The organism is Ruegeria sp. SCP11, from assembly GCF_040329455.1.
GTDB classification, from domain to species: domain Bacteria; phylum Pseudomonadota; class Alphaproteobacteria; order Rhodobacterales; family Rhodobacteraceae; genus Ruegeria; species Ruegeria atlantica_E.
Genome location: NZ_JBDZYG010000007.1, coordinates 162,680 through 189,602, shown reverse-complemented (window position 1 = coordinate 189,602; position 26,923 = coordinate 162,680). Strand labels below are relative to the sequence as shown.

General features: G+C 58.6%; 25 protein-coding genes. 17 read left to right on the top strand and 8 right to left on the bottom strand.

Features of this window, described 5'->3' with window-relative positions; genetic code table 11:
- Positions 1–44: 44 nt before the first annotated feature.
- The 3 genes from ABLN94_RS12935 to murJ are packed head-to-tail and all read left to right on the top strand — an operon-like array spanning position 45 to position 5,534.
- Entirely contained in the window at positions 45–1,217 is a 1,173-nt protein-coding gene (locus ABLN94_RS12935) for a penicillin-binding protein activator (RefSeq protein ID WP_352992919.1), read from the top strand.
- Complete coding sequence (locus tag ABLN94_RS12930; protein WP_352992918.1) at positions 1,177–3,996, top strand: [protein-PII] uridylyltransferase; 2,820 nt, start codon at positions 1,177–1,179, stop codon at positions 3,994–3,996. Before ABLN94_RS12935 ends, ABLN94_RS12930 begins: the two co-directional genes overlap by 41 nt.
- Positions 3,993–5,534 (top strand): murein biosynthesis integral membrane protein MurJ, encoded by a 1,542-nt coding sequence (murJ, locus tag ABLN94_RS12925; protein ID WP_352992916.1) that lies wholly within the window; start codon positions 3,993–3,995, stop codon positions 5,532–5,534. The genes ABLN94_RS12930 and murJ overlap by 4 nt, the downstream gene beginning before the upstream one ends.
- Here the strand turns inward: murJ and ABLN94_RS12920 are convergent, their stop codons facing one another.
- A complete protein-coding gene (locus ABLN94_RS12920; RefSeq protein ID WP_170488784.1) occupies positions 5,535–6,221 on the bottom strand; it encodes a rhomboid family intramembrane serine protease in 687 nt (228 codons plus the stop codon). It lies immediately after the preceding gene.
- A gap of 86 nt (positions 6,222–6,307) precedes the next feature.
- On the opposite strand from ABLN94_RS12920, the gene trpS reads away from it, so the two are divergent.
- The 13 genes from trpS to ABLN94_RS12855 all read left to right on the top strand — a co-directional run bounded on the left by trpS (position 6,308) and on the right by ABLN94_RS12855 (position 17,860).
- The gene (gene trpS / locus ABLN94_RS12915; RefSeq protein WP_170488781.1) at positions 6,308–7,336 is read left to right on the top strand and encodes a tryptophan--tRNA ligase; all 1,029 of its coding nucleotides are present in this window, start codon (positions 6,308–6,310) and stop codon (positions 7,334–7,336) included.
- Positions 7,337–7,395: 59 nt separating this feature from the next.
- The gene (locus ABLN94_RS12910; RefSeq protein WP_352992914.1) at positions 7,396–8,259 is read left to right on the top strand and encodes a branched-chain amino acid aminotransferase; all 864 of its coding nucleotides are present in this window, start codon (positions 7,396–7,398) and stop codon (positions 8,257–8,259) included.
- A 61-nt stretch (positions 8,260–8,320) separates the two neighbouring features.
- The gene (locus ABLN94_RS12905) at positions 8,321–8,776 is read left to right on the top strand and encodes a universal stress protein (RefSeq protein ID WP_170488775.1); all 456 of its coding nucleotides are present in this window, start codon (positions 8,321–8,323) and stop codon (positions 8,774–8,776) included.
- Positions 8,777–8,785: 9 nt separating this feature from the next.
- On the top strand, positions 8,786–9,379 hold the full coding sequence (locus ABLN94_RS12900; protein WP_352992911.1) for a 2-hydroxychromene-2-carboxylate isomerase: 594 nt from the start codon (positions 8,786–8,788) through the stop codon (positions 9,377–9,379).
- A gap of 69 nt (positions 9,380–9,448) precedes the next feature.
- On the top strand, positions 9,449–10,012 hold the full coding sequence (locus ABLN94_RS12895) for a NifU family protein (RefSeq protein WP_170488768.1): 564 nt from the start codon (positions 9,449–9,451) through the stop codon (positions 10,010–10,012).
- Positions 10,002–10,586, top strand: coding sequence for a tRNA (adenosine(37)-N6)-threonylcarbamoyltransferase complex dimerization subunit type 1 TsaB (gene tsaB, locus ABLN94_RS12890; protein ID WP_352992910.1), 585 nt, complete (start codon positions 10,002–10,004; stop codon positions 10,584–10,586). The genes ABLN94_RS12895 and tsaB overlap by 11 nt, the downstream gene beginning before the upstream one ends.
- A complete protein-coding gene (locus ABLN94_RS12885; RefSeq protein ID WP_352992908.1) occupies positions 10,583–10,996 on the top strand; it encodes a GNAT family N-acetyltransferase in 414 nt (137 codons plus the stop codon). The genes tsaB and ABLN94_RS12885 overlap by 4 nt, the downstream gene beginning before the upstream one ends.
- A gap of 159 nt (positions 10,997–11,155) precedes the next feature.
- Positions 11,156–12,154: a BMP family lipoprotein gene (locus ABLN94_RS12880; RefSeq protein WP_352992906.1), complete on the top strand. Its 999-nt coding sequence runs from the start codon at positions 11,156–11,158 to the stop codon at positions 12,152–12,154.
- A gap of 85 nt (positions 12,155–12,239) precedes the next feature.
- A complete protein-coding gene (locus ABLN94_RS12875; RefSeq protein WP_352992904.1) occupies positions 12,240–13,769 on the top strand; it encodes an ABC transporter ATP-binding protein in 1,530 nt (509 codons plus the stop codon).
- A gap of 1 nt (position 13,770) precedes the next feature.
- A complete protein-coding gene (locus ABLN94_RS12870; RefSeq protein WP_352992902.1) occupies positions 13,771–14,865 on the top strand; it encodes an ABC transporter permease in 1,095 nt (364 codons plus the stop codon).
- Positions 14,865–15,833, top strand: a complete 969-nt coding sequence (locus tag ABLN94_RS12865; protein ID WP_352992900.1) for an ABC transporter permease — start codon at positions 14,865–14,867, stop codon at positions 15,831–15,833. The genes ABLN94_RS12870 and ABLN94_RS12865 overlap by 1 nt, the downstream gene beginning before the upstream one ends.
- A 336-nt stretch (positions 15,834–16,169) precedes the next feature.
- Positions 16,170–17,090 (top strand): sulfite exporter TauE/SafE family protein, encoded by a 921-nt coding sequence (locus tag ABLN94_RS12860; RefSeq protein WP_352992898.1) that lies wholly within the window; start codon positions 16,170–16,172, stop codon positions 17,088–17,090.
- Between the two features lie 2 nt (positions 17,091–17,092).
- Entirely contained in the window at positions 17,093–17,860 is a 768-nt protein-coding gene (locus tag ABLN94_RS12855; RefSeq protein ID WP_170488750.1) for a TIGR02186 family protein, read from the top strand.
- Positions 17,861–17,863: 3 nt separating this feature from the next.
- Here ABLN94_RS12855 and ABLN94_RS12850 read toward each other — a convergent pair whose 3' ends face one another.
- The 7 genes from ABLN94_RS12850 to ABLN94_RS12820 form a co-directional block, all read right to left on the bottom strand.
- Entirely contained in the window at positions 17,864–18,592 is a 729-nt protein-coding gene (locus tag ABLN94_RS12850; protein WP_352992896.1) for an SDR family oxidoreductase, read from the bottom strand.
- Entirely contained in the window at positions 18,589–20,121 is a 1,533-nt protein-coding gene (locus ABLN94_RS12845; protein WP_352992894.1) for an ATP-dependent DNA helicase, read from the bottom strand. Before ABLN94_RS12845 ends, ABLN94_RS12850 begins: the two co-directional genes overlap by 4 nt.
- Before the next feature lie 60 nt (positions 20,122–20,181).
- Complete coding sequence (locus ABLN94_RS12840; protein ID WP_352992892.1) at positions 20,182–20,820, bottom strand: acyl-homoserine-lactone synthase; 639 nt, start codon at positions 20,818–20,820, stop codon at positions 20,182–20,184.
- 84 nt (positions 20,821–20,904) lie between these two features.
- Complete coding sequence (locus ABLN94_RS12835; protein WP_352992890.1) at positions 20,905–21,624, bottom strand: helix-turn-helix transcriptional regulator; 720 nt, start codon at positions 21,622–21,624, stop codon at positions 20,905–20,907.
- The gene (locus ABLN94_RS12830; protein WP_352992888.1) at positions 21,563–21,781 is read right to left on the bottom strand and encodes a hypothetical protein; all 219 of its coding nucleotides are present in this window, start codon (positions 21,779–21,781) and stop codon (positions 21,563–21,565) included. Before ABLN94_RS12830 ends, ABLN94_RS12835 begins: the two co-directional genes overlap by 62 nt.
- A gap of 205 nt (positions 21,782–21,986) precedes the next feature.
- A complete protein-coding gene (gene ccrA, locus ABLN94_RS12825; protein WP_170488741.1) occupies positions 21,987–23,273 on the bottom strand; it encodes a crotonyl-CoA carboxylase/reductase in 1,287 nt (428 codons plus the stop codon).
- Positions 23,274–23,384: 111 nt separating this feature from the next.
- A complete protein-coding gene (locus ABLN94_RS12820; RefSeq protein ID WP_352992886.1) occupies positions 23,385–24,773 on the bottom strand; it encodes a 1-acyl-sn-glycerol-3-phosphate acyltransferase in 1,389 nt (462 codons plus the stop codon).
- Positions 24,774–24,917: 144 nt separating this feature from the next.
- Here ABLN94_RS12820 and ABLN94_RS12815 point away from each other — a divergent pair, with 144 nt between their 5' ends.
- Positions 24,918–26,885, top strand: a complete 1,968-nt coding sequence (locus ABLN94_RS12815) for a protein meaA (protein ID WP_417750521.1) — start codon at positions 24,918–24,920, stop codon at positions 26,883–26,885.
- Positions 26,886–26,923 lie beyond the last annotated feature (38 nt).

The following is a 26,923-nucleotide window of genomic DNA, read 5'->3' as shown; positions in this document are numbered from 1 at the left end:
ATTGGTGGTACCCCAAACCGCCGGGACAGGGAGTTTTCATTCAGATGTTTACCGTTTGCAAGCCCGTTCGCAAACTGGCGCGTACCGCAGCCATTCTGACAACCGCAGTATTTCTTGCCGCCTGTGACGTCGGCACTATCGGTGGCGGGCCGTCTATCAACACGTCAGAACCGGTCCCTGTAGCTCTGCTGGTGCCCGCAGGATCAGGACAAGCTGGTGATGCAGCGCTGGCACGCAGCCTCGAGAATGCGGCCCGTCTGGCGATGGCTGATCTGCAGAATGTTAAGATCGACCTGCGGGTTTACGATACACGTGGCAGCTCGAACACAGCCGCCGAAGTTGCCCAGCGGGCGGTCGCCGACGGGGCCAAAATCATCGTTGGACCCTTCTATTCCCAAGCAACAAACTCGGCTGGCCTAGCCGTGCTGAACAGCGGTGTTAACGTTCTATCCTTCTCAAACAATACAAGCATTGCAGGCGGCAACGTCTTTGTCCTGGGGTATACGTTCGACAACACGGCCAACCGCCTCGTCAACTTTGCCGGTCGCCAAGGCAAGAACGCCGTTGTGATCGTCCACAGCAACGATACCGCCGGTCAGTTGGGGCAATCCGCAATAGCAAACGCGCTCAGCAACAGCCGTGTGAATAACGCAGGCTCGGTCGGGTATGACCGGTCGCAGCAAGGCGTTATCAACTCTATACCAAACATTAAGGCAACCGTTGACGCTTCGGGTGCTGACTCAATCTTTCTAACGGCGACGACGGCGGGCGCGCTGCCGCTGTATTCCCAGCTGCTGCCGGAAGCGGGCGTATCCCCGGCCGCCACGCAATATATCGGCCTGACACGCTGGGATATCCCCGAGCAAACCTTGGATTTGCCAGGGGTACAGGGAGGCTGGTTCGCACTACCGGACCAAACAAAGGCCCAAACCTACCGCCAACGATACAACAATACCTATGGTGAAGCCCCCCATCCCAACAGCAGTTTGGCGTATGACGGCATCGCCGCAATCGCTGCACTGGTTAGCCAGGGCAAATCCAACGCGTTGACCGCCTCGGCGCTGACGCAAAATGCCGGTTTCAAGGGTGCTGGCGGTATCTTCCGCCTGCGTCCAAACGGTACCAATGAACGAGGTCTGGCTGTCGCCACGATCCAGAATAAACAGGTAGTAGTGATTGACCCTGCCCCACAAAGCTTCACAGGCGCCGGTTTCTGATCGACCGGGCCTGACGCTGCCCCCCAAGGGTGAGCTGATTTGCCCCGCCGATGAGATTTTCGACAGCGTTGCCGTCATGGCGCAGCTGTCGGAAGCCTTCGACAATACATCGGACAATGCCACCCGCAGGAATGAAACCGTGCGCATTCTGCGTGACGCCCAGAAATCTGGGCGTCAGGCCATTGCCGATGCCTTTGCCAAACACCCCTTCGACGCGCGGCCATTGACCCATTCCTACACGTACCTGACAGACGGGCTGGTCTGCACTGCCATGAAGGTCTCAAGCGAAGTCCTGCATCCGCTGGCCACACCGACGCAGGGCGAGAAAATCGCGGTGATGGCGGTGGGAGGCTACGGGCGTGGAGAGATGGCCCCCTCGTCAGATGTCGATCTGCTGTTTCTGACCCCGTACAAAATCACCGCCTGGGCCGAGAGCGTGATCGAATCCATGCTCTATATCCTGTGGGATTTGCGTCTGAAGGTTGGTCATTCCTCGCGCACGATCAAGGATTGCCTGCGGCTGGGTGCCGAGGATTTCACCATCCGCACAGCCATGATGGAACAACGCTGGCTGGCGGGTGACACGGAACTGGCTCAGGAACTGGAAAGCCGCCTGAAATCTGACCTGTTCAAGGGCAGCGAACGTCAGTTCATTGAAGCCAAACTGCATGAGCGCGACGAACGTCACAAAAAGCAGGGCCAGCGCTATATGGTCGAGCCCAATGTCAAAGAGGGCAAAGGCGGGCTGCGCGACCTGCAGTCGCTGTACTGGATCGCCAAGTATATTTACGGGGTTCAGGATGTTGCCGAACTGGTGCCGCTGGGCCTGTTCACCCCCGAAGAGTTCAAGACCTTTGTCGAGGCTGAAGATTTCCTCTGGGCGGTGCGGTCGCACCTGCATCTCGTGACCGGGCGCGCGACCGAACAGCTGACCTTTGACCTACAGGTCGAGGTGGCCGAACGTATGGGTTACGAAGACCGCGCAGGTCGCCGGGCGGTCGAGGTCTTTATGCAGCGCTATTTCCGCGAAGCGACCTATGTGGGCGAACTGACCCGCATCTTCCTGACCAAGCTGGAAGCCTCGCACATGAAAGGCGAGGCCATTCTGGAGCGCATCTTTCGCCGCCGCCCGCGGGTCAAGGCGGGCTATAAGGTGGTGCATGGCCGTCTGGATGTGGCCGACCCGGAGACATTCCTGACCGACAAGCTAAACCTGCTGCGTTTGTTCGAAGAAGGTCTGCGCACCGGCATGCTGATCCACCCGGACGCGATGCGATTGGTGACAGCCAACCTGCACCTGATTGACGAGGATATGCGCGAAAACCGCGAGGCGCGGCGCATCTTTCTGGATCTGATGCTGAAACACGGAAATCCCGAACGCGCTCTGCGCCGGATGAACGAGCTGGGTGTATTGTCGGCGTTCCTACCCGAGTTCGAGCACATCGTGGCGATGATGCAATTCAATATGTATCACAGCTATACGGTGGACGAGCATACCATCCAGTGCATCGTCAATCTTGCCCAGATTGAACGGGGCGAGTTGATTGAATCGCTGCCTCTCGCGTCGTCGATCCTGAAGGGCGGGGTGAACCGCAAGGTGCTGTATGTGGCGCTGCTGCTGCATGACATCGCCAAGGGGCGGCCAGAAGATCACTCGATCCTAGGCGCGCAAATCGCTCGTAAGGTTGCGCCACGGCTGGGGCTGAGCAAGGCGGAATCGGAAACCGTGGAATGGCTGGTGCGCTATCACCTGTTGATGTCGGATATGGCGCAGAAACGCGACATATCGGATCCGCGCACAGTACGGGATTTCGCCAAGGCGGTGAAAACGGTCAAGCGACTGGACCTGCTGACTGTTCTTACGGTCTGCGACATCCGAGGCGTTGGGCCGGATACATGGAACAACTGGAAAGCCACCCTGCTGCGCGCCCTGCATGCCGAAACCAAGCGCGCACTTGAGACCGGGATGGAAGACCTCAACCGCGCCAATCGCGGCACCGAGGCCAAGAAGGCCCTGCGCGCAGAACTGGCAGATTGGTCCAAGTCCGATCTCAAGACCGAAACAGGCCGGCATTATCCTCCATATTGGCAGGGTCTGAACCTCTCGACCCATGTTGAATTTGCCGAGATGCTGAGGGCGCTGGAACGCAGCGGCGACCCCGGCGAGATGGAAATCCGTCTGCATCCTGACGAGGACCGCGACGCTACCCGCGCCTGTTTTGCGATGGGCGACCATCCGGGGATTTTCGCGCGGATCGCAGGGGCTCTGGCACTGGTCGGGGCCAACGTGGTCGATGCGCGCAGCTACACCACGAAAGACGGCTATGTGACAGATGCCTTCTGGATACAGGACGCCGAAGGCCACCCGTTCGAGGCCAGCCGCCTGCCGCGCCTGAATCAGATGATCCAAAAGACACTCAAGGGCGAGGTCGTGGCCCGCGACGCGTTGAAATCGCGTGACAAGATCAAGAAACGCGAGCGCGCCTTTAATGTGCCGACTCACATTACCTTCGACAATGACGGGTCCGAGATTTACACGATCATCGAGGTTGACACCCGCGACCGCCCTGGCTTGCTGTTTGATCTGACCCGGACGCTTGCCGCTGCCAACGTCTATATTGCCAACGCAGTCATCGCGACTTATGGCGAGCAGGTGGTGGACACCTTCTACGTTAAGGACATGTTCGGGCTGAAATACCATTCGGAAAGTAAGCAGCGCACGCTTGAAACCAAACTACGCAAAGCCATCACCGAAGGCGCCGAGCGCGCGGCCTCATGAAGCAAATCCGTTTGTTTTCGGGCCTGTTCACGGTCGGGTTCTGGACGCTGGCCAGCCGAATTCTGGGGTTTCTTCGAGAGATTCTCCTGACCGCCTATATCGGGCCGGGGCCGGTGATGGATGCCTTTGTAGCCGCCTTCCGCCTGCCCAACATGTTCCGCCGCTTCTTTGCGGAGGGCGCGTTCAATGCGGCCTTCGTGCCGATGTTCTCAAAACGGCTGGAGGGTGAGGAAAACGCCGAAGGCTTTGCGCAGGATGCGTTCAACCTGCTGGCCGTGGCCGTGTTGGCGCTGGTCGGGCTGGCGATGATATTCATGCCCGCTCTGGTCTGGATAACCGCCGAAGGGTTCTATGGCGATGAACGGTTCGATCTGGCAGTGGACTATGGCTACGTTGTCTTCCCCTACATCCTGTTCATGTCACTGGCGGCGCTGTTTTCCGGTGTTTTGAACGCCACCGGCCGCTTTGCTGCTGCCGCCGCCGCGCCTGTATTGCTGAACATCTTTGCCTGCACGGCCCTGATTACTGCAGCAGCCATGGGCGGTGAGGTGATCCGCTGGCTGATCACGGTCATTCCGCTGGCCGGTATCGCACAACTGGCGCTGGTCTGGGTGGCGACCGAACGCGCCGGCATTCGCATCCGTCCCGGCCTGCCGAAACTCAGCCCCGAAATGCGCCATATGGTGCGTATTGCAGTACCCGCTGCTCTGGCCATGGGTGTGACGCAAGTCAATCTGGTGGTCGGACAGTTGGTGGCCTCGAAAACCGAAAAAGCGGTGAGTTGGTTGTTTGCGGCGGACCGGTTGTATCAACTCCCCCTCGGCGTGGTCGGCATAGCCGTCGGCATTGTCCTGCTGCCCGATCTCTCGCGCCGCCTGCGAGCCGGCGACAAGAACGGCGCCCGCAATGCCTTTTCCCGCGCCGGAGAGTTCACGCTGCTGCTGACCATCCCCTCGACCGTAGCCTTTGTGATTCTGCCGAACCCTCTGGTTTCGGTCCTGTTTGAGCGCGGCCAGTTCAGCTCCGAGGACACTGCGGCGACGGCTCTGGCCGTGGCGGTTTACGGCATTGGATTGCCCGCCTTCATGTTGCAAAAACTGCTGCAACCGCTCTATTTCGCGCGCGAAGATACCCGGACCCCGTTTCACTATGCGGTAGTCGCAATGATTGTGAATGCAGGGTTGGCCTTTGGACTTTACCCTGTGGTCGGGTGGATTGCCCCTGCCATCGCCGCCTCAGCCGCCGGATGGGCCATGGTCGGGCTGCTGATCCTCGGAGCGCGCCGCATGGGAGAAGAGGCCCGGTTCGATGATCGTTTCAAACGCCGGGCGTGGCGCATCGTGGCGGCATCGCTTGGGATGGGCGTCGTCCTGTATGCGGCCATTCATCTTTTCGGCTGGGCTTTCGAACTGTCGGGATGGCGTTATCTGGCTTTAATCATTCTGATCAAGGTCGCGGCAGCTACCTATTTCTTCTTAGGCCACCTGTTCGGCGCGTTTGAGATCTCGGAGTTCAAAAAGGCTCTGCGCCGGTCGTGATCAGTCGCGGCGGATGTGCCGCACGATCCGCGCCCAACCACCCGGTGCCAAAAAGAAGGACAGGCCGAACCCGGTGGCAAATCCGCCCAGGTCGGCCACCCAGTCAGACGTACCGCCGAACAGCAAGCCGAACACCAGTTGGATGCCCATAAGCACCGCAATAAGGCTGAACGCCCGAGACTGGTTTTCCCCAACCAACGACAGCTTGCGCCACAGCAGCCACGTGAAAGCCCCGATCAGGCCGTAGACGGGCGGGAAACCTCCAACCAGCGGGTAGCTGGGATCCAGCAGCAACGCGTAAGCCAGCGCCCCTCCCACACCAGACAGCACAAAGATCAGCAACATCTGGAATCCGCCAAAGACTTCGGCCACCATTTTACCCATTGCCAATACGAAGACGCAGACAAATACGGCTTGCGTGAAACTGCCCGAGACGAACGGGTAGGTCACGAACCGGATCACATGCTCGAACGGCCAGCGCCCATTCTCAACCATCCAGTCGAAGATATCGGGCGAGAAAGAATAGCTCTGCAGCGCATCCAGCCGCCAGCCCACCGCAGCCGGGCCTCCGATCAAACCGCGTGTGCCCAGGGTAAAGGCCAGTTCCACCCCGATGATGAACAAGACCAAAGCCACCACGACGGGGGGTAAAGGGTTCACGGCGGGTGTGTAATGCTCACTGCTCATTGGGCTGGCCTTTCGCGGCTGTTGACGTCCCTTGGCCTCATGGGTAAGCGACGGGGGCTGATTTTTCCAGACGGGAGTTCCCTTCGATGACCGAGACCCAGTTCACACCACGCGTGTTTTCCGGCATCCAGCCGTCGGGAAACCTGCACCTTGGCAACTATCTGGGTGCGCTCAAGCGGTTTGTGGATATGCAGCAGCCGGATATGGAGACCATCTATTGCATGGTCGATCTGCACGCGATCACTGTCTGGCAGGACCCCAAGGAACTGGCGCATTCGACACGCGAACTCTGCGCGGGCTTTATCGCCGCCGGACTTGATCCTGAAAAGTCGATCCTGTTCAACCAAAGCCAGGTGCCCGAGCATGCCCAATTGGCGTGGATATTCAACTGCGTCGCCCGCATGGGTTGGATGCAGCGGATGACCCAGTGGAAGGACAAGGCCGGCAAGAACCAGCAGAACGCCTCGCTGGGACTGTTTGCTTATCCGTCACTAATGGCCGCCGACATTCTGATTTATCACGCGACCCATGTTCCGGTTGGGGACGACCAGAAACAGCACCTGGAACTGACCCGCGACATCGCCATCAAGTTCAACCACGATTACGGTGTCGACTTCTTTCCGATCACCGAACCCGTAATCGAAGGGGCCGCGACCCGCGTCATGAGCCTGCGCGACGGGTCGAAGAAGATGTCCAAGTCCGATCCCTCGGACATGAGCCGCATCAACATGACTGATGACGCTGACACGATCGCCAAGAAGATTCGCAAGGCTAAGACGGACCCGGAAGCCTTGCCCTCGGAACTGGACGGATTGGACGAACGCCCCGAGGCGCGCAACCTGGTGAATATCTATGCAGCCCTCAGCGACCAGACTGCTGAACAGGTTCTGACCGAATTTGGCGGCAAGCAATTCGGTGAGTTCAAGCCGATGTTGGCAGAGCTTGCGGTCTCGAAACTGTCGCCGATCTCGTCCGAAATGGCTCGTCTGATGGGTGAAGAGGCCGAGATTGACAGAATTCTCGCTAAGGGAGCAGAAAAGGCCCGCGCCATTGCGACCCCGATCCTGCAGCAGACCTACGAAATCGTGGGGATGGTTGGCGCAAAACAAGGCTAATTGCTCTGGACCTTACCGTGGCGCCTTCCTAGGTTTGCGCAAAAGCTTGGGAGGGCGTCATGGCAGTCGGCAAGAATATCCGCACCTATTTCGAGGGTCAGTGGCATGACGGAGACGCGCCGATCATGCGTGCCGCCGACCACGGGTCTTGGCTGGGTTCCTCGGTCTTTGACGGCGCCCGGTATTTCGACGGCCTGGCCCCAGATCTGGAGGCGCATTGCGCCCGCGTGAACCGATCTGCCGAAGCATTGATGCTGACGCCCAGCGTAACAACTGAAGAGATGGTCGAGATCGTCCGCGAGGGACTGGGCGCGTACGGCCCGGACTCTGCGGTCTATATACGCCCGATGTATTGGGGCATTGACGGCGACACGACGGCCATCATTCCGCGGGAAAACAGCACCGGATTTGCGATCTGCCTCGAAGAAATTCCTATGGCGCCCGAAACGGCCTCGGCCACTTTGGGATACACCCGGTTCCGCCGACCGGTTTTGGAATCGGCAGTAGTGAATGCCAAGGCCGGATGCCTTTACCCCAATAACGCGCGGATGTTGCAGGAGGTCCGCTCGAAAGGATTTTCCAACGCTCTGGTCGCCGACGCTCTGGGCCATGTGGCGGAAACCGCAACTGCCAACATCTTCATGGTCCGCGACGGAGAGGTTTTCACCCCTACCCCCAACGGCACCTTTCTGGCCGGCATCACCCGCGCGCGCCATATAGAAAACTTGCGCGCTGATGGTGTCACAGTACACGAAGCCATTCTCAGCTTTGACGATTTCCACAAGGCCGACGAAGTCTTCATGACAGGCAACATGAGCAAGATCACCCCCGTAACTGCGTTGGAAGATACCCAATATCAGGTCGGCCCAATCGCTCGCCGTGCACGCGAACTATATTGGGACTGGGCTGCCAGCACCCGTTAGGCTCTGGTTGCCAGCACGCAATTGGTCGGGCATGATCGCCTAAATTGAATGAGGACACTTCATGCGCAAATTCCTGGTCGTTCTGGATGACAGTCGCGAATGCCTGAACGCGATGCGCTTTGCCGCCATGCGCGCAGCCCATACCGGAGGCGGCGTCACAATCCTGTCGGTCATCCCGCCGGACGAGTTCAACCACTGGATCGGTGTGGCCGAAGTGATGCGCGAGGAGGCGCGTGAACGCATCCACGCCCATTACGAGGTTTTCGCCAAATGGATGCGCGACAAGCAGGGCATCGATCCTGAATTGGCCATTCGCGAAGGCGACCCGGTTCCGCAAATCATCGAACATGTTCAATCCGACCCCGAAATCGGAGTTCTTGTACTCGGCGCGGGTGTCGAAAAGAAAGGCCCTGGTCCGCTGGTGACGCAACTGACCAAGAACTCGGGCAGTCTACCGATTCCGATCACCATTGTTCCCGGTGACCTGAGTAAGGAAAAGCTGGAAGAGATTACCTGAGGCCTGACCATGACGCGCAGCATCCAGTTCTGGTTCGAATTCGCGTCGACCTATTCCTACCTCAGCGCCATGCGGATCGAAGATCTGGCGGCGCAGAATGGGGTAGCTGTTGAATGGCACCCTTTTCTTCTCGGCCCGATTTTCGCCGCGCAAGGCTGGGATAATTCACCGTTCAACATCCACCCGGCCAAAGGACGTTACATGTGGCGCGATATGGAACGGTTGTCGGCCCAACGCGGTTTACAGTTCTCGCGGCCTGATCCCTTTCCGCAAAACGGATTGAAGGCTGCGCGACTGGTCCTGACGATCGAAGCGCACCCTCAACGGGCGGCGTTTGTCCGCGCCGTCTACGCCGCCCAATTTGTCGATGGACAGAACATCTCGGACGATCAGGTGCTGGTTAATTGCCTGTCACAGGCCAGCCTCCCTGCCGAAACACTTGCCCGATGCCACGATCCCGCGATCAAGGCCGCCCTCATGGAACAGACGCAAATCGCACAGACCAAGGGGATTTTCGGCGCGCCCAGTTTTCTGGTGGGCGATGAACTGTTCTGGGGTGACGACCGTTTGGATGATGCAATGCAACTGGTGGCCGAAATTTAGAATCGTTCCAAATCTTGACTTCCCCGGTCTGGACCCGCATATCAGGAACAACTGATACGGAGCCGTTCCATGTTCATTCAAACCGAATCCACGCCGAACCCTGCAACGCTGAAATTCCTGCCCGGTCAAACCGTGCTCGAGGCTGGCACTGCAGACTTCCCATCGGCGGAAGCGGGTGAGAAATCGCCCCTTGCCAAACGGATTTTCGCGGTGAGCGGAGTTACCGGCGTTTTCTTTGGCAATGACTTCGTGACCGTGACCAAATCGGACGACGTTCAGTGGGACCACATCAAACCCGCGATCCTGGGTGCCGTGATGGAGCATTTCCAGTCAGGCCAACCCGTATTGGGCGAAGATGCCGTTGACGCCTCCGGTCACGCAGAACACTTCGGCGAAGACGCCGAAGTTGTTAATCAAATCAAAGACCTGCTGGACTCACGAGTGCGCCCGGCGGTGGCTCAGGACGGTGGTGACATTACCTTCCACGGGTTTGACCGCGGTGTCGTCTACCTGCACATGCAGGGTGCCTGTGCGGGCTGCCCCTCCTCGACACTGACGCTTAAAATGGGGATCGAGAACCTGCTGCGTCACTACATCCCCGAAGTGACCGAGGTTCGCCCTGTTGCCGTCTGACTCAATCATTCTGGCGTTTGACACATCGGCCGCGCATTGCGCGGCCGCTTTGTTGCGGGGTGATAGCATTATCGCATCGCGTGTCGAACCCATGTCACGCGGTCAGGCCGAGCGGCTCATGCCATTGCTGGAAGAGGTTCTGGCCGAGGCTGACTGTACCTGGCGCGATCTCACGGCGATCGGAGTTGGCATCGGGCCGGGAAATTTCACTGGCATCCGCATCTCGGTTTCCGCCGCACGGGGGCTGGCACTTGGGCTTAACACACCAGCCGTAGGCATTTCGGGGTTCGATGCGTTGGCTGAAGCTGGGGAGGGGTTTCCTGCCATCCGCGCCCCGCGCGAACAGGTCTATGTCGCCCTGAAGGACCAAGAACCCGCCCTTATGGAGCAGAAACAGGCAGAATCACTCGGGCCTCTGATCCTGAATGACGACCCCGATCTACAGGTCCGCGCCATTGCCCGGCTGACGTCCCAAAGATGGTCCACCGTGACCGAACCCCCGGCCCCTCTTTACGTGCGGCCCGCCGACGCGGCCCCGTCGAAAGACACCCCACCGGTTTTGCTGGACGAATGACCCCGCAGGTTCTGGCCCATACCCACGCGGCGGCCTTCACCCAGTCGCGCCCTTGGACGGCCGCGGAATTTGCCGACCTTCTGAACAACCGGTTCACACATGTCATTGGCAACGCTAAGTCTTTCGCTCTGTTTACGGTCATTGCGGACGAGGCTGAATTGCTGACAATTGCCACACATCCCGACTATCAGCGCAAGGGCTTGGCCCTGTGCTGCATGCAGGACTGGCAGGCAAAAGCAAAAAGTTTAGGCGCCACCTGCGCCTTTCTGGACGTTGCGGAAGACAATCACCCGGCCATCGCTCTGTACGGGCGCTGTGGATATGTGCCCTGCGGCCGGCGCAGAGGTTACTATCCGCGCGAAAAAACAGGGAAAATTGACGCTATAGTTATGGCCTGCGACCCGATCTAAGCACCATTCCCGTATTTTTTCGACCAATTGGTCAATAATCTGTTGACCGCACCGGTTGCAAACGCCCTTAATTCCCGCCATCACAACAGTTATGCTCGCTCGCAGTGGGTAAACGGGACTATCTTGGCCCCGACCGAAAAAAACAAACGGGAGTATGAAATGACCCTGATGAAATCCTTGATGGGCGCTGCCGCAGCCGTCGCGCTGACCGCAGGTGCGGCCCTGGCCGAACCGGCCCTGATCTTCGATCTGGGCGGTAAGTTCGACAAATCCTTCAACGAAGCCGCACATAACGGCGCGTCGCGTTGGGCCGAGGAAACCGGCGGCACCTACCGTGAGATCGAACTTCAGTCCGAAGCCCAGCGCGAGCAGGCCCTGCGCCGCTTTGCCGAAGCTGGCCTGAGCCCGATCATCACCATGGGTTTCGCAATGGCCGATCCGCTTAGCACGGTTGTGGCTGATTACCCCGACACGAAATTCGTCGTCGTCGATGTGAACTGGCTGGACGCGCCGAACCTGCGCCAGGTGGGCTTTGCCGAGCATGAAGGCTCGTATCTGGTTGGCATGATGGCCGCCATGGCCTCGGAATCCGGCACTATCGGTTTCATCGGTGGTATGGATGTTCCGCTGATCCGTCACTTCGGCTGCGGCTATGCGCAAGGTGCCAAGGCTGTGAATCCGGATATCAACGTGGTTGCAAACATGACTGGTACCACCCCGGCCGCATGGAACGACCCGGTTAAGGGCTCCGAGTTGACCAAGGCGCAGATCAGCCAGGGCGCTGATGTGGTTTATGCGGCTGCTGGCGGTACCGGCGTTGGTGTTTTGCAAACCGCAGCCGACGAAGGCATCCTGTCGATCGGCGTAGACAGCAACCAGAACCACCTGCACCCGGGCAAGGTTCTGACCTCAATGCTGAAACGCGTTGATGTCGCCGTCTATGACGCGATGAACGCGGGCGACGAGCTGGAAACCGGTGTTTTCGCCATGGGTCTGGCCGAAGACGGTGTTGGCGTCGCAATGGACGAAAACAACGCTGAACTGGTCTCGGATGAGATGAAAGCGGCCGTTGAAAAAGCCCGTCAGGACATCATCGACGGCAACGTCAGCGTTGTCAGCTATTACGAGAACGACAGCTGCCCGGCACTGCAGTTCTGATATCGCGCGGGGCGGAGGTTTGACCTCCGCCTCGCATCCACTCTGCCGCGATCCGCGCGGCCCTTCGGCAATCTGAGGACAAGACATGACCGTCCCCGCCATTGAGCTCAAAGGGATTTCCAAAGCCTTTGGGCCGGTTCAGGCCAACAAAGACATTTCCATCAGCGTCGCCCCCGGCACGATCCACGGGATCATCGGTGAAAACGGTGCGGGCAAATCCACGCTGATGAGCATTCTCTACGGTTTTTACAAAGCCGATAAAGGTGAGATTTGGATCAACGGCACCAAGACCGACATTCCTGACAGTCAGGCGGCGATTGCGGCCGGCATCGGGATGGTGTTCCAGCATTTCAAACTGGTTGAGAATTTCACCGTTCTGGAAAACATCGTTCTGGGCGCCGAGGATGGCGGGCTGCTGGCCCCGTCTCTGGCCAAGGCCCGCAAAGAGTTGAAAGAACTGGAAGAAGAATACGAACTGTTCGTTGACCCCGACAAACGCATCGACGAGATCGGCGTAGGGATGCAGCAGCGGGTCGAGATCCTGAAGGCGCTGTACCGCAAGGCCGAGATTCTGATCCTCGATGAACCCACCGGCGTTCTGACACCGGCCGAGGCGGATCAGCTTTTCCGCATCCTCGACCGTCTGCGGGCCGAAGGGAAAACGATCATCGTGATTACGCATAAACTGCGCGAGATCATGGAAAACACCGACACTGTTTCTGTGATGCGGCGCGGTCAGATGACGGCGACGGTGAAAACCGCCGAGACCAGCCCCGAGGAACTGGCTGAGCTGATGGTCGGTCGCAAGGTACTGCTGCAGGTCGACAAGGTGCCTGCGAAGCCCGGCAAACCCATTCTTGACGTCGAAAACCTGCGCGTTTTCGATTCCGCAGGCGTTGAGCGGGTCAAAGGTATCGACCTGACCGTACGAGCCGGGGAAATCGTTGGGATTGCCGGTGTTGCGGGTAATGGTCAATCGGAACTGCTGGAAGTTCTGGGCGGAATGCGCCCGGGTCAGGGCTCGATCAAGCTGAACGGCGCGCCTCTGGCGCTGAGCGGCGCGGGCTCAGACGGACAGGCCCGTCGTGCGCAGCACATTGCCCACGTCCCGGAAGACCGCCAGCGCGAAGGTCTGATCATGGATTTCCACGCGTGGGAAAACGTGGCCTTCGGCTATCACCGCGACCCGGCTTATCAGCGCGGTATCTTCATGGACAACGCCGCCCTGCGTGCCGACACCGAAGCCAAGATCGAGAAATTCGACGTGCGCCCGCCCAATGGTTGGCTCACCGCCAAAAGCTTCTCGGGCGGGAACCAGCAGAAGATCGTCGTCGCGAGAGAGATCGAGAGGAACCCCGACCTGTTGCTGGTCGGTCAGCCAACCCGTGGTGTGGATATCGGCGCGATCGAGTTCATTCACAAACAGATCGTCGCTCTGCGCGATCAGGGAAAGGCGATCCTGCTGGTCTCGGTCGAGTTGGAAGAAATCTTCTCGTTGTCTGATCGGATCGCGGTGATGTTTGACGGACATATCATGGGCGAACGCCTGCCCCATGAGACGGATGAAAAAGAACTGGGCCTGCTGATGGCCGGTGTTGCGGGAGAGGCCGCGTAAGATGGACAAAATGCCCAAATGGGCTGACGTGGTGCTGATCCCGCTGATCAGCCTGTTGTTGGCCACTATCCTTTCCGCACTGGTGATCCTCGCCATCGGTGAGAACCCGGTCGAGGCCGTGAACCTGATGGTGACCGGCGCGTTGGGGTCAACCTATGGCTGGGGCTACACGCTCTATTACGCGACCAACTTCATGTTCACCGGGCTGGCGGTGGCGGTGGCCTTCCACGCGCGGCTGTTCAACATCGGCGGTGAAGGTCAGGCCATGCTGGGCGGGCTTGGCGTTGCCATGATCTGCCTCTACATCCCCTGGCCGCATTGGAGCATTGCCTTGCTGGGTGCCGGGCTTGCTGCGGCCCTGTTCGGCGCCGCATGGGCTGCGATCCCGGCCTATCTGCAGGCCAAGCGCGGCAGCCATATCGTGATCACCACGATCATGTTCAACTTCATCGCAGCCGCCTTCCTCAACTATATGCTGGTTAACGTGATGCGCCCGCAGGGCTCGCAAGACCCAGCGACCGCACGTTTCCCTGAGGCTGTACACCTGCCGACCTTCCAGTCCATGTTCTCGACCGCTGAAAACGTGGTTTTCCGGGGTGCGCCTGCAAATATCTCGTTCTTTATGGCGGTTCTAGCCTGTGTCGTTGTCTGGGCGCTGATCTGGCGCACGCGCCTGGGTTATGAAATCCGCGCCTATGGGCATTCGGAAACCGGGGCCGTCTATGCCGGGATTTCGCCTGTGCGGATCACCATCGTCGCCATGCTGATCTCAGGCGCGCTGGCCGGTCTGATGGCCATCAACAACGTGATGGGCGAGGCAGAAAGGCTGGTTCTCAACTCAACCGAGGGCGCGGGCTTTATCGGCATCGCTGTGGCTCTGATGGGCCGCTCGCACCCCTTCGGTGTGTTCCTTGCAGCGCTTCTATTCGGCTTCCTCTATCAGGGTGGTGCCGAGCTGGCGCTGTGGACCTCAATCCCGCGTGAACTGATCGTGGTGATCCAGGCGCTGGTGATCCTGTTCACCGGCGCGCTGGACAACATGGTACGGATGCCGCTTGAGAAGCTGTTCCTGAGCCTGCGGAGAGGGGCACAGTGATGGAGTTCTTCGTTACACTCATTCAAGTTCTCGACTCGACCATCCGCTTGGCCACGCCGTTGTTGCTGGCCTGTCTGGCCGGGCTGTATTCCGAACGCGCCGGCATTTTCGACATTGGTCTGGAAGGCAAGATGCTGATCTCGGCCTTTTTCTCTGCCGCCATTGCGGCCGTGACGGGTTCGGTCTGGCTGGGCCTTATGGCGGGGATCGGCGCGTCGTTGGTTCTGTCTGCGCTGCACGGCGTGGCCTCGATCACCTTCCGGGGCAACCAACTGATCTCGGGCGTTGCGATCAACTTTCTGGCCTCGGGCCTGACGGTGCTGATCGCCCAAAGCTGGTTCAAACAGGGCGGGCGCACCCCGTCCTTGTTCGGCGGCGGTCGGTTTGAGCCGATCAATTTCCCCTTCGCCGAGGCGCTGAGCGGCGTACCGATCATTGGCCCGATCTACTCCGAACTGCTGTCTGGCCATTCGATCCTGGTATACATAGCCTTCCTGATGGTCCCGTTGACGTGGTGGGTCTTGTACCGCACCCGGTTCGGCCTGCGACTGCGGGCAGTTGGTGAAAACCCGGCTGCGGTGGACACGGCGGGTGTTTCAGTCGTCGGCCTGCGATTTGCCGCCGTCGCCATTTGCGGTGTGCTCTGCGGGATTGCCGGAGCTTACCTCGCCACAGCGCTGCAAGCCGGGTTCGTCAAAGAGATGACGGCTGGGCGCGGGTTCATTGCGCTGGCCGCATTGATCTTTGCGAAGTGGCGGCCTTGGCACGCGATGTGGGCCTGTCTGCTGTTCGGTCTGCTGCAAGCAATCGCGTTGCGGTTTCAGAACATCGACTTGGGCGGCGTGGTCATTCCGGTGCAGGTCATGGACGCCCTGCCCTATATCCTGACAGTGGTCATTCTGGCCGGTTTCGTGGGCAAAGCCATTCCGCCACGCGCGGGTGGTGAGCCTTATGTGAAAGAACGCTGATAAGTCCAGTTTAGGATTAAATCAGTCCTGTTCGCTGCAGAGCGGCATGCAGAGTTGATTTTGCATGCCGCAACCGCTCTAAAGGGGTATGCGCGTGTGTCCTGTTATAGCCGAAATCGGATCGAACCCTGCCGGGGTTTGGGATACACATGAAGCCTGCGCCCCCAAGGCGCATTTTTCTGTTCAGCCAGATCGGTTTACCGGGTACACACCGGGCAACTTGATATTCGCCATACAGCCGCATCCTGCGCGCCGTATTAAAGCCTCATCCCAATGGTTTGAGACAGGCCGCATCACCCTGCGTGGTGGGTCTGATTTCACCCGGTAACTCAAAAAATGCAGATTTACCTTCCTATTGCCGAAGTCTCCGTCAACGCCTTTCTGCTGCTGGGGTTGGGCGGGATGGTCGGCATCCTTTCAGGCATGTTCGGTGTCGGCGGCGGGTTTTTGATGACCCCGCTGCTGTTCTTCATCGGCATCCCTCCAGCCGTCGCCGTTGCAACCGAAGCCAACCAGATCGTCGCATCTTCTTTTTCCGGCGTGCTTGCGCATTTCCGACGAAGGACGGTCGATCTCCGAATGGGCACGGTCTTGTTGATCGGGGGATTGACGGGCGCTGCGCTTGGGGTGGTGGTGTTCAACTATCTAAAAAGCCTGGGCCAGGTCGATCTGCTGGTCACGCTGTGCTACGTCGTCTTCCTTGGCGTTGTCGGAAGCCTGATGTTCATCGAAAGCCTTCGCGCGTTGCGCAAAGCGAAAAAGGGCGGAGGCGCACCGGCAAAGCGGCGTCAGCGTGGCTGGGTTCACGCAATGCCCTTCAAGATGCGCTTTCGCACCTCGGGCTTGTATATTTCGGTTATTCCGCCGGTGATGGTCGGGCTGTGCGTTGGCGTTCTATCAGCCATCATGGGTGTGGGCGGCGGGTTCATCATGGTACCCGCCATGATCTACTTGCTGGGAATGCCGACCAAGGTTGTGGTTGGCACCTCGCTGTTCCAGATCATCTTCGTGACCGGCTTTACCACTATGCTGCACGCGACCACGAACTATACGGTCGACATCGTTCTCGCCGTTCTGCTGCTGGTTGGCGGCGTGGTGGGCGCGCAAATCGGTACGGTGATCGGGGCCCGGATGCCAGCCGAGCAATTGCGGGTTCTGCTTGCTGCGCTGGTTCTCGTGGTCTGCGGCAAGCTGGCGTTGGATCTGCTGATTCAACCGTCCGAGCTGTATTCCCTTGGCAGCGAAGGGGGCCATTGATCATGCTGAAACGCCTGATTGCCCTGCTGGTCCTGTGCTGCACTCCGGCCTTCGCTGTTGATGAACAGGTTGTGCTGGGTCTCAGCCAGGATCGCGTTGCCATCACCGCAACCTTTGACGGCTCGGAAATCCTGATCTTCGGTGCCGTAAAACGGGAAACACCAATTCCTTCCGGCCCCCCGCTTGAAGTGATCGTGGCCGTGGTTGGACCGTCCAGCCCAGTTATGGTCCGGCGCAAAGAGCGCAAACTTGGGATTTGGGTTAACACCGACAGTGTTCTGGTCGACCTTGCCCCCAGTTTCTATGCCGTTGCCACCAGCGGGCCGCTGAGCGATATCCTCTCGGACACCGAGGACCTGCGCTATCGAATTTCGATAGAACGCGCCATCCGTTCGGTCGGGGCAGAGATGCATATCCAAGGCGCGCAGGAATTCGCAGAGGCCGTGGTGCGCATCCGCGAAAATGAGGGGCTGTATTCGGTCCGTGAAAACACAGTAGCGGTCGATGAGCAAACTCTGTTCCGCACGTCGATCAAGATGCCCGCCGACCTGACCGAAGGCGATTACAGGGCACGTATCTTCCTCACCCGGGGCAAGGCCGTTGTCTCGCAATTCGAAACCACCATCGACGTGCGCAAAGTGGGCTTGGAGCGGTTCCTCTACAACCTCTCCCGCCAGCAACCGGTCTGGTACGGGCTGATGTCGCTGGTCATCGCGATTGCCGCAGGATGGGGCGCGTCGACTGCATTCCGGCTGTTGCGCGAGAACTGACGCCTATCCGCGCCCAATATAGGGCATGGTTGTCGCCATCACGGTCATGAATTGAACGTTGGCTTCGGGCGGCAGGGACGCCATATGCATCACCGACCGGGCGGCATCTTCGACGTCCATGGTCGGGTCGGGTGTCTGCCCCGCAGCTTTTGCGTTGTCCACTAGCCCCTGCACCATCTGCGTGCGCGCATTACCGATATCGATCTGACCGCAAGCAATACCAAAGTCCCGCCCGTCCAGAGACAGGCTGCGGGTCAGACCCGTGATGGCATGTTTCGTGGCCGAATAATGTACCGAGTTCGGTCGCGGCACATGCGCCGCAATTGAGCCGTTGTTGATGATCCGGCCACCTTGCGGGAATTGATGGCGCATAGTCCGAAAAGCCTCTCGGGCACAATGAAACATGCCATTCAAGTTCACGTTGACGCTTTGGTACCAATCTTCCAGCAAGATCTCGTCAATCGTGCCGCCCGGAGCGAAGATGCCAGCGTTGTTGAATAGCACGTCCAGACGATCAGCCTTGTCCTGAAAGGATTGGAAGGCCGACTGGACCATCTCGGCATCCGTTACATCCGCGACGAGTGGGATGGCGTTTACGTAGTCCGAGGCCATCTCGTGCAACACGTCTGCACTACGGGCCAACAGGCCGACCGTCCAGCCCTCGGCCAGAAACAACTCAGCCGTTGCGCGCCCGATGCCCGAGCTTGCGCCGGTTACGATGATGGTACTCATGTCTCTTCAGCCTCCAATGTCAGCGACGCTGCCGGGACGGAACGCAGGTCGTCCACGCGCAGCGGATGGGTGGGCTTGGCCAGCCGGTTACGCACCACCCAGATCAGCCGCTCCTGCGCGCGCGTAATGGCGACATAGGCCAACCGCTTCCACAAAGGTTGCCCCGCCTCGGTCCGGCCCATACGAGCGGCGGCATAGATGTCGGGCGCAAAGACCTGTACCGTGTCCCATTGCGAGCCTTGCGCCTTGTGAATAGTCACCGCCGCGCCGTGCAGGAATGTCGCTCCCATCCGCGCGGCATAGGGGATGAAGGGCTCTTCCTCATCCGGTTTCTCGATCTTGACGATGGACGCAGCGCTGACCTGCGGGTCCTCGGCCCCCATCACGTGCAGACGTGAAAACCCGGGCTTGCGCCCCGGTCCCAGGTAGATGACCTGAGCCCCCTTGATCAGCCCGCGCGCCTCAAGGTCCAGCCGTTTCTTGCGATGCTTCAGCGGCAGCTCGATGCCATCGCAGATCAGAGGCTCGCCTTCCAGCAGCTCAGTATCCGGAGCGCCGTGGACATTCCGAAATGCCTGAATCAGTCGGATACGCGTGGTGTTGCGCCAGACCAGAACCGGGCTGCGGGCCATAAGGTCGACCTCGACCCGCTGCCCCCAAACCACGCGGTCGTCTTGCCGCGCAGTCTGTTCGACCAGCCGTTCGAAGTCCTCAAACCCCATCTGGGGATCAGCCAGCGCGTGAGCTAGGTCCAGGATCGGGTTATCGGCATCCTGCCTATGAACCCGGTGCAGGATCTGTTTGCGAGGTTCGGGCAAGGCGTCAAACACCATGCTGCCCGATTGGTTGACAGGCGCCAACTGGGCCGGGTCGCCGAACAGCAGGAGTGTTGGAAAGATTTCTTGCAGGTCCTCGAACTGCCGGTCGTCCAGCATCGAGGCCTCATCCACAAACCCAATATCCAGCGGCTCATCCCGACGTTTCCAGCCGGTGATGAAATCCGATCCACGCAGGCCTGCTGCGGCGAGTGCGCCGGGGATTGATTTGTTGTTTTCGTAGAACGCCGCAGCCCGGTCCAGCGCTTCATCGGTCAGGCCTTCGATCTCGGGACGTTCGTCATTGCCGGCCAGCCATTCGGCGATCCGTTCGTATTCCGGGTCATAAACCGGTGTGTAGAGAATACGGTGAATGGTCGTCGCCGGAACGCCGCGCAGGCGCAGCACGCTGGCAGCCTTGTTTGTGGGCGCAAGTATGGCAAGGCTGCGCTTTTCCCGCGCTTTGCGACTTTCGAAATCGCCAGACACGATCTGAACACCGGTTTCCGCCAACGCTTTGTACAGTTCGGCCAAAAGCAGAGTTTTACCCGATCCCGCCTTGCCGATCACCGCCATCACACCGGACTTTCCAGCGCCCGGCAATTTCAGCAGGGCATCGTCATCCAAGTCTACGCCAGCAGATCGCAACATCTCGGAGATGCTGTCGTAGGCAGCGGCCTGGTCGTCAGAAAAGGTCACGGGAGGTATAGACATGGCGCGACCCTACAGGGCCGCGCCTGCTATCACCAGAGAGGGAATGGCGTTTTCACCTGGTCAGGCCGACAGGGCGAACCGAGTCTGGCGACCAATGCCAAATGCCGTCTTGAACCAAAGCCGCGACAGCTCGCGCGGGATACCAGCGCGTTCGGCCACACGGTTGCAATCGTCGGCCGAATAGGGCCACAGCCCGACAGAAATCTGATCTCTCCCCTTCCCTTCCGATCCCAAAACCACCGGAGATGATCCGATCAGGCGATAAATTCGAATCATCCGCGCGTCAAATACGCCAGCGATATGCGTCAGGCCGAAGCCTTCCATCATCTCGCCACCGCTCAGCATAATGGATCCTGCCGTATGCGGGCTTGCGGTGCGAGACAGACAGAACCTCGTGACCTCCCAAATCAAGGGGCTGCAAATAGGTTCGCCACCTGTCAAATGGCCGAAGATATCATTAACCATAACTGGACCAGTGGTTGGCAAGACACGCATCGAGCCGCCATGGCTGCCATCCTCTTCTTCCCAAATGACGTAGAGCGGGTTCAGGTCATCATACTGATCCCGCTCCTCTCCTTTTTCGTTGACGTGTACGTCCCAACCCAGTCGGGTTTTGAACTGATCCGCGCGATCTCGGAACATCCCCTCGGCGAGGTCCGGAAACTTGTTCAGTTCATCGGCATACAGATAGCGCAACATGACATTTTTCCCCTTGTCGTCCTGTGCAGGAACGAAGGGGGTACAAAGTCATAGTTAATTTCCCGTTCTGGGGGTGCGCGCCTCTTAAACCACTATTAATCCTCGGCTGAGCGCTGTGGCGATGGCATGGGTTGTGTTCTGCGCCCCAAGCTTGGCGCGTGCACCCTCGATATAGACTCGCAACGTGTGTTCAGAGATTGACAGGGAATGGGCCACTTGCGCCCGGCTGTAGCCCAGCGCGAGCAAGGTCATCGCGTCTACTTCGCGCGGCGACAGTCCTCGGGACGATTCGGGCTGACGGTCCCTTTCGAACTCCAGCGCTTTACGATTGAAGTAATGAGCGATCAGAATGAGTTCTCGCCCGTGCCGTTCGATGAAAGCCTGCCACGTTTCGTCATCACAGGTGTGGTTGACCGTAAACAGCGCGAATTGCCCATTCGGCCCTCGGATCGGAATTGAATAGCCCTGATTGCCAACCCCGTGGCTTTGAGCGTCACGAAGAAATGCTTTGGCCACTTTGCTGGACCAGTCCAGCGTTTTCCAGTCGACCGGGTGAAACCGCTGAAAACAACCCAGAATAACAGGATCAATTCTGTGATAATTCTTTTCCAGATAACGCTCAGCCCAGGCGTCAGGATAGGTCGTATAGCCGTACTGATCACCGGCACCATCAACCCAATGGTATATGAGGTGTTCGACTTTCAGCCGGTCACGCAATCGAACGGCGACATTGCTTAATTCGTCAAGCGTGTTGGTGTTTTCCAAGTCCTCCAGGACCCGGCTCATATTGAGTTTTGTTCCCATCCCCGGGCGTCCGCACCTCAGCCTTGATGGACGCGATCTCGGCCGCCGCAATCAGCTTGGTGTCGTCCAACTGCTCGGCCAGCGCGATCAAACCGTTCTCAACAGCGAAGGCGTTGAGGTCCGACAACACGTCCAGTATCCACTCATTCTGCGCCATCAGGGTCTCTCCGAAACCGTTAACGAAGGGTTAACACAACCATAACATGTGCAGTATTTTTTTGCCTATTCACTGGTTTCTACTCCCCAAAAATCGCGGGCAGAAGAGATCTAAGTGGCTGAAAATATTTGGATATACTCCTAAAAGCAACACCCGCGAACCGTCGCAGGGATTCGCGGGTGCTAGTACTAAGTTTTCATGCGGCTCAACCGCGAGCGTCTAAAACCTCTTCCAAGGTACGCATTCCGGTGCGCGGAGCCTGAACCAGAACCGACATGTTGCCCGGCTTGTGTTCGTTGCGCATCATCTTCATATGCGCCTCAGGAAGGTCGTTCCACGTGAACACTTCGGACATGCAGGGGTCCAGACGGCGCTCGACCATCAGTTGGTTTGCAGCCGCAGCTTGTTTCAGATGAGCAAAGTGCGAACCCTGCAGGCGCTTTTGGTGCATCCACATATAGCGCACGTCGAAAGTCAGGTTATAGCCGGTGGTGCCGGCGCAGATTACAACCATACCGCCCTTTTTCACCACGAAGGTCGACACCGGGAAGGTGCTTTCGCCCGGATGTTCGAACACCATGTCGACGTTCACACCTTTGCCGGTGATGTCCCATATGGCTTTGCCGAACTTGCGGGCCTCTTTAAACCACTCGGCATATTCCGGAGTGTTCACGGTAGGCAGCTGACCCCAGCAGTTAAAGTCCTTACGGTTCAGAACGCCCTTGGCACCGAGGCTCATGACAAAGTCACGCTTGCTTTCGTCCGAGATCACACCGATCGCATTTGCACCCGCGGTGTTGATCAGCTGGATTGCATAAGAGCCCAGTCCGCCCGACGCGCCCCAGACCAGAACGTTCTGGCCGGGCTTCAGATCGTGCGGCTCGTGGCCGAACAGCATGCGGTAGGCGGTGGCCAGCGTCAGCGTGTAGCAGGCGCTTTCTTCCCAAGTCAGGTGCTTGGGACGCGGCATCAGCTGCTGAGCCTGAACATTGGTGAACTGCGCAAATGACCCATCAGGTGTTTCATAGCCCCAGATGCGCTGGCTGGGCGAGTACATCGGATCGCCGCCGTTGCAGTGCTCGTCGTCACCGTCATCCTGGTTGCAGTGGATCACGACTTCGTCGCCCACTTTCCAACGCTTCACCTTATCGCCAACGGCCCAGACGATGCCCGACGCATCGGACCCGGCGATGTGGAATGGCTGACCGTGGCCGTCAAACGGGCTGATCGGTTTGCCCAGCGAAGCCCAGACGCCGTTGTAGTTCACACCGGCCGCCATCACCAGAACCAGAACTTCGTGGCTGTCCAGCTTGGGCACGTCGACCACTTCCAGCTGCATGGCCGTGTCCGGCTCGCCATGGCGCTCCTTCCGGATTGCCCACGCATACATCTGTTTTGGGACATATCCCATCGGAGGGATTTCACCCATCTCATACAGGTCTTTTTCCGGTGCCTCGTACGACGCGATGCCGCTGTCGGTGTCCAGAGCCATGATAGCCTCCTTTGTTCAAAACTCTCGCCGCGATGCAGAATCGCCGGCTTTATCCGATGAGTATTGACCGCTGAGCAACATTGCAACCCATTTTGGGCTAAATTTGTAATTTTATGACCCAGCGGATGCAGAAATCTCTTTCGCAGACGCAGCAAGAACCTGTTCTTCGTCCAATGGTGCCGAAGCCGCGTAGTATTCCAGAAGATCAACCCTTTGACCGGAAGACGATATTTTTCCTCTGTTCCGAACGAGAATGCGCCGATCGACTAATTGTTGAATTCCGGCTTCGATGGCGGTGCGGTCCATTGGCTCGGGGTTTCCGTTGCGTCGCAATAGCCGCTCAATCAGCATTACTGCTTCGGCTTCGGGAATTTCTCCCATTTCGCGCACCAGCCAGCAGGTCGCTGGTACCGGAACGAGCGGGATTGCCGCCCCAATACCTCCTATCAGAGCGCGCGCTAGGTCAGTCATCAAGTTGTCCTCATGCTCCGCGCGAAACGCCTGTAACGAGATCGGCTTGCCATATCGCACCGATGCCACGCCGAATCGCTGGTACCGCCCCGTGAGCCGCCGACCGACTTGCTTAAGGATCCACCAGGTGATCACACCGATCCTGGCACGAAACCGGCGTTCATTGCCTAGCGCGGCTTTTGTCAGAATCGTATCTTCAAGTACCCTGTCGTAATTCAAGGCAACCGGAACGAATACCACGTCCCGCCCCTTTGGGCCGGTGGCGTCTATGATGTATTTGATCAGACCCAGCTTGGGGCGCCCCAACGCTCCGGTCAGGCTGAGGCCGCCTTCAGGGAACATTGCCTGCGTCACACCAGCCTCGGTTGCATGGCGCACATAGCAAGCAAGCACCTGACGATAGAGGTCACTGCCCGATTTCCGGCGAATAAAGTAAGCACCCATCGCACGGATCAGGCGGCTGAGAGGCCAGACGCGCGCCCATTCCCCTACCGCGTAGGACAGAGCAGACTGCTGCGCCGCCAGATAAGTAACGAGCACGTAGTCCATATTGCTACGGTGATTCATGACGAAAACAACCGTCGAATCCGGATCGATGTCCTTTAAGGACGATTCGTCCATGTAGCTTAGGCGCACATTGTAGAACGCATTGCTCAGTACCCGGGCCAATCGGATAGCGAAGCTGAAATAAGCTACTGCAGAAAACGACGGAACAATCTCACGTGCATACCGACGCGCAGTTTCAAAAGCCACGGCTTCTGGAACTCGTTCCTCTCGTGCAAAGTCGCGCACCGCTTGTCCAACCTGCGGATCATAGATCAGTCGCTGGATCATGTCGTGCCGCCGCGCCAGTTTGAACGGTTGAATCGGACGTTGCAGGCGCTCGTTCAGGCGCTTGACGGCACGTTCCAATCGGCGACGAAAAAACCAACGCACCGACGGGAACAGAAAATGTGAGGCAAAGGTGACCGCGGCAAATACCACGATCAGCAAAAACAGCCAAAGCGGAAGTTCCACGGTCTGAGTCATGGGCGCACACTGCCACCAAACGTTACGTCCTACAATCTGAAGAGATTGATATGCCGCAACGCAGCGAATTGACATATCCCAAAAATTGCGCTTTGTAGCCGTTGAGCGTAATTTTCTTACCTACCCGATATAAGAGGCCCCACAATGACGCAGACGCAGAAAGATCGCCCCTGGCTCATCCGAACCTATGCCGGTCATTCCACCGCCAAGGCGTCGAACGCCCTCTATCGCGGCAACTTGGCCAAGGGGCAGACAGGTCTGTCCGTGGCCTTCGATCTGCCGACTCAGACCGGGTACGATAGCGATCACACGCTGGCTCGGGGCGAAGTGGGCAAGGTGGGCGTGCCGATTAGCCATCTGGGCGACATGCGGGTTCTGTTCGACCAGATTCCGTTAGAGCAGATGAATACATCGATGACGATCAATGCGACGGCTCCTTGGCTGTTGGCGCTTTATATCGCCGTGGCCGAGGAACAGGGTGCAGATGTGTCCATGCTGCAGGGCACGGTTCAGAACGACCTGATCAAGGAATATCTAAGCCGCGGCACCTATGTCTGCCCGCCGAAACCGTCGCTAAAGATGATCGCGGACGTGGCCGAGTATTGCTATACCAACGTGCCGAAATGGAACCCGATGAACGTGTGTTCCTATCACCTACAAGAGGCCGGCGCGACTCCGGAGCAGGAGTTGGCCTATGCGCTGGCTACTGCCATCGCAGTACTGGATGAGTTGCGCCCCCGCGTTCCAGCCGAAGATTTTCCGGCGCTGTGTGGCCGGATTTCATTCTTTGTGAACGCGGGTATTCGCTTTGTCACTGAAATGTGCAAGATGCGGGCCTTCGTCGACCTTTGGGATGAAATCCTGCAGCAACGTTATGGGGTCGAAAATCCGAAGTTCCGCCGATTCCGCTATGGCGTTCAGGTGAACTCGCTGGGCCTGACCGAGCAGCAGCCAGAAAATAACGTCTACCGCATCCTGATCGAGATGCTGGCCGTGACCCTGTCCAAAAAGGCACGCGCTCGCGCGGTACAACTACCTGCGTGGAACGAAGCGCTCGGCCTGCCCCGCCCCTGGGACCAGCAATGGTCGATGCGGATGCAGCAAATTCTGGCCTATGAGACTGATCTGCTGGAATTTGGCGACCTGTTTGACGGCAACCCCGCCGTGGACGCCAAGGTTGAAGAACTGAAGAAAGGCGCCCGCGCCGAGTTGGCCAACTTGGATTCGATGGGGGGTGCGGTCGCTTCGATCGAATACATGAAGTCACGCTTGGTAGACTCCAATGCCGAACGCCTGAACCGGATCGAACGAAATGAGACCGTCGTAGTTGGCGTGAATAAATGGACCGAGGGCGAGGCGTCACCTCTACAAACCGAGGATGGTGGCATCATGGTCGTCGATCCAGCGGTGGAACAGGAACAGATCGCCCGGTTGAACGAATGGCGGTCCGAACGTGATGACGTGGCCGTTACGGCCGCTCTGGCCGCGCTGCGCGAGGCAGCGCAAACCGGGGCCAACGTCATGGAGCCCTCGATTGCAGCCGCCAAAGCAGGTGTTACGACCGGCGAATGGGCGGAAGAGATGCGCAAGGTCTACGGAACCTATCGCGGTCCGACCGGCGTGTCCGGTTCAGTTTCGAACAAGACCGAAGGTCTGGACGACCTGCGCGCAGCCGTTGATGCCGTTAGTGACAAGCTGGGGCGGCGTCTGAAATTCCTGGTCGGCAAACCGGGGCTGGACGGCCATTCCAATGGCGCCGAACAGATTGCTTTCCGCGCACGCGATTGCGGCATGGATATCAGCTATGAAGGTATCCGCCTGACCCCCGAAGAGATTGTCAGCGCAGCCATCGAAGACGAAGCCCATGTCATCGGGCTTTCGATTCTGTCTGGCAGTCACATCCCGCTGGTTGAGGATGTAATGGCCCGCCTGCGTGAAGCTGGGTTGAACAATGTCCCCGTAATAGTCGGCGGGATTATTCCTGATGAAGACGCGGCAAAACTCAGAGCAATGGGTGTTTCGAAAATCTATACGCCCAAGAATTTTGAGCTGAATGCGATAATGGGAGATATTGTCACGCTGGTCGATCCGCAGAATTTGGCAGCCGAATAGCGCCATTTGCATTTCATTTCTCGCTCTGTCTCTTGCTT

Excerpts from the sequence above, each read along its gene's own strand:
- ABLN94_RS12835 (WP_352992890.1), bottom strand. The coding sequence starts at position 21,624 with ATGGGAACAAAACTCAATATGAGCCGGGTCCTGGAGGACTTGGAAAAC.
- ABLN94_RS12860 (WP_352992898.1), top strand. The coding sequence starts at position 16,170 with ATGCAGATTTACCTTCCTATTGCCGAAGTCTCCGTCAACGCCTTTCTG.
- ABLN94_RS12865 (WP_352992900.1), top strand. The coding sequence starts at position 14,865 with ATGGAGTTCTTCGTTACACTCATTCAAGTTCTCGACTCGACCATCCGC.
- ABLN94_RS12815 (WP_417750521.1), top strand. The coding sequence starts at position 24,918 with ATGACGCAGACGCAGAAAGATCGCCCCTGGCTCATCCGAACCTATGCC.
- ABLN94_RS12845 (WP_352992894.1), bottom strand. The coding sequence starts at position 20,121 with ATGTCTATACCTCCCGTGACCTTTTCTGACGACCAGGCCGCTGCCTAC.
- ABLN94_RS12820 (WP_352992886.1), bottom strand. The coding sequence starts at position 24,773 with ATGACTCAGACCGTGGAACTTCCGCTTTGGCTGTTTTTGCTGATCGTG.
- ABLN94_RS12910 (WP_352992914.1), top strand. The coding sequence starts at position 7,396 with ATGGCAGTCGGCAAGAATATCCGCACCTATTTCGAGGGTCAGTGGCAT.
- ABLN94_RS12885 (WP_352992908.1), top strand. The coding sequence starts at position 10,583 with ATGACCCCGCAGGTTCTGGCCCATACCCACGCGGCGGCCTTCACCCAG.
- ABLN94_RS12935 (WP_352992919.1), top strand. The coding sequence starts at position 45 with ATGTTTACCGTTTGCAAGCCCGTTCGCAAACTGGCGCGTACCGCAGCC.
- ABLN94_RS12875 (WP_352992904.1), top strand. The coding sequence starts at position 12,240 with ATGACCGTCCCCGCCATTGAGCTCAAAGGGATTTCCAAAGCCTTTGGG.
- ABLN94_RS12895 (WP_170488768.1), top strand. The coding sequence starts at position 9,449 with ATGTTCATTCAAACCGAATCCACGCCGAACCCTGCAACGCTGAAATTC.
- ABLN94_RS12920 (WP_170488784.1), bottom strand. The coding sequence starts at position 6,221 with ATGAGCAGTGAGCATTACACACCCGCCGTGAACCCTTTACCCCCCGTC.
- ccrA (WP_170488741.1), bottom strand. The coding sequence starts at position 23,273 with ATGGCTCTGGACACCGACAGCGGCATCGCGTCGTACGAGGCACCGGAA.
- ABLN94_RS12850 (WP_352992896.1), bottom strand. The coding sequence starts at position 18,592 with ATGAGTACCATCATCGTAACCGGCGCAAGCTCGGGCATCGGGCGCGCA.
- ABLN94_RS12900 (WP_352992911.1), top strand. The coding sequence starts at position 8,786 with ATGACGCGCAGCATCCAGTTCTGGTTCGAATTCGCGTCGACCTATTCC.
- trpS (WP_170488781.1), top strand. The coding sequence starts at position 6,308 with ATGACCGAGACCCAGTTCACACCACGCGTGTTTTCCGGCATCCAGCCG.
- murJ (WP_352992916.1), top strand. The coding sequence starts at position 3,993 with ATGAAGCAAATCCGTTTGTTTTCGGGCCTGTTCACGGTCGGGTTCTGG.
- ABLN94_RS12870 (WP_352992902.1), top strand. The coding sequence starts at position 13,771 with ATGGACAAAATGCCCAAATGGGCTGACGTGGTGCTGATCCCGCTGATC.
- ABLN94_RS12905 (WP_170488775.1), top strand. The coding sequence starts at position 8,321 with ATGCGCAAATTCCTGGTCGTTCTGGATGACAGTCGCGAATGCCTGAAC.
- ABLN94_RS12830 (WP_352992888.1), bottom strand. The coding sequence starts at position 21,781 with ATGGCGCAGAATGAGTGGATACTGGACGTGTTGTCGGACCTCAACGCC.
- ABLN94_RS12880 (WP_352992906.1), top strand. The coding sequence starts at position 11,156 with ATGACCCTGATGAAATCCTTGATGGGCGCTGCCGCAGCCGTCGCGCTG.
- ABLN94_RS12840 (WP_352992892.1), bottom strand. The coding sequence starts at position 20,820 with ATGTTGCGCTATCTGTATGCCGATGAACTGAACAAGTTTCCGGACCTC.
- ABLN94_RS12855 (WP_170488750.1), top strand. The coding sequence starts at position 17,093 with ATGCTGAAACGCCTGATTGCCCTGCTGGTCCTGTGCTGCACTCCGGCC.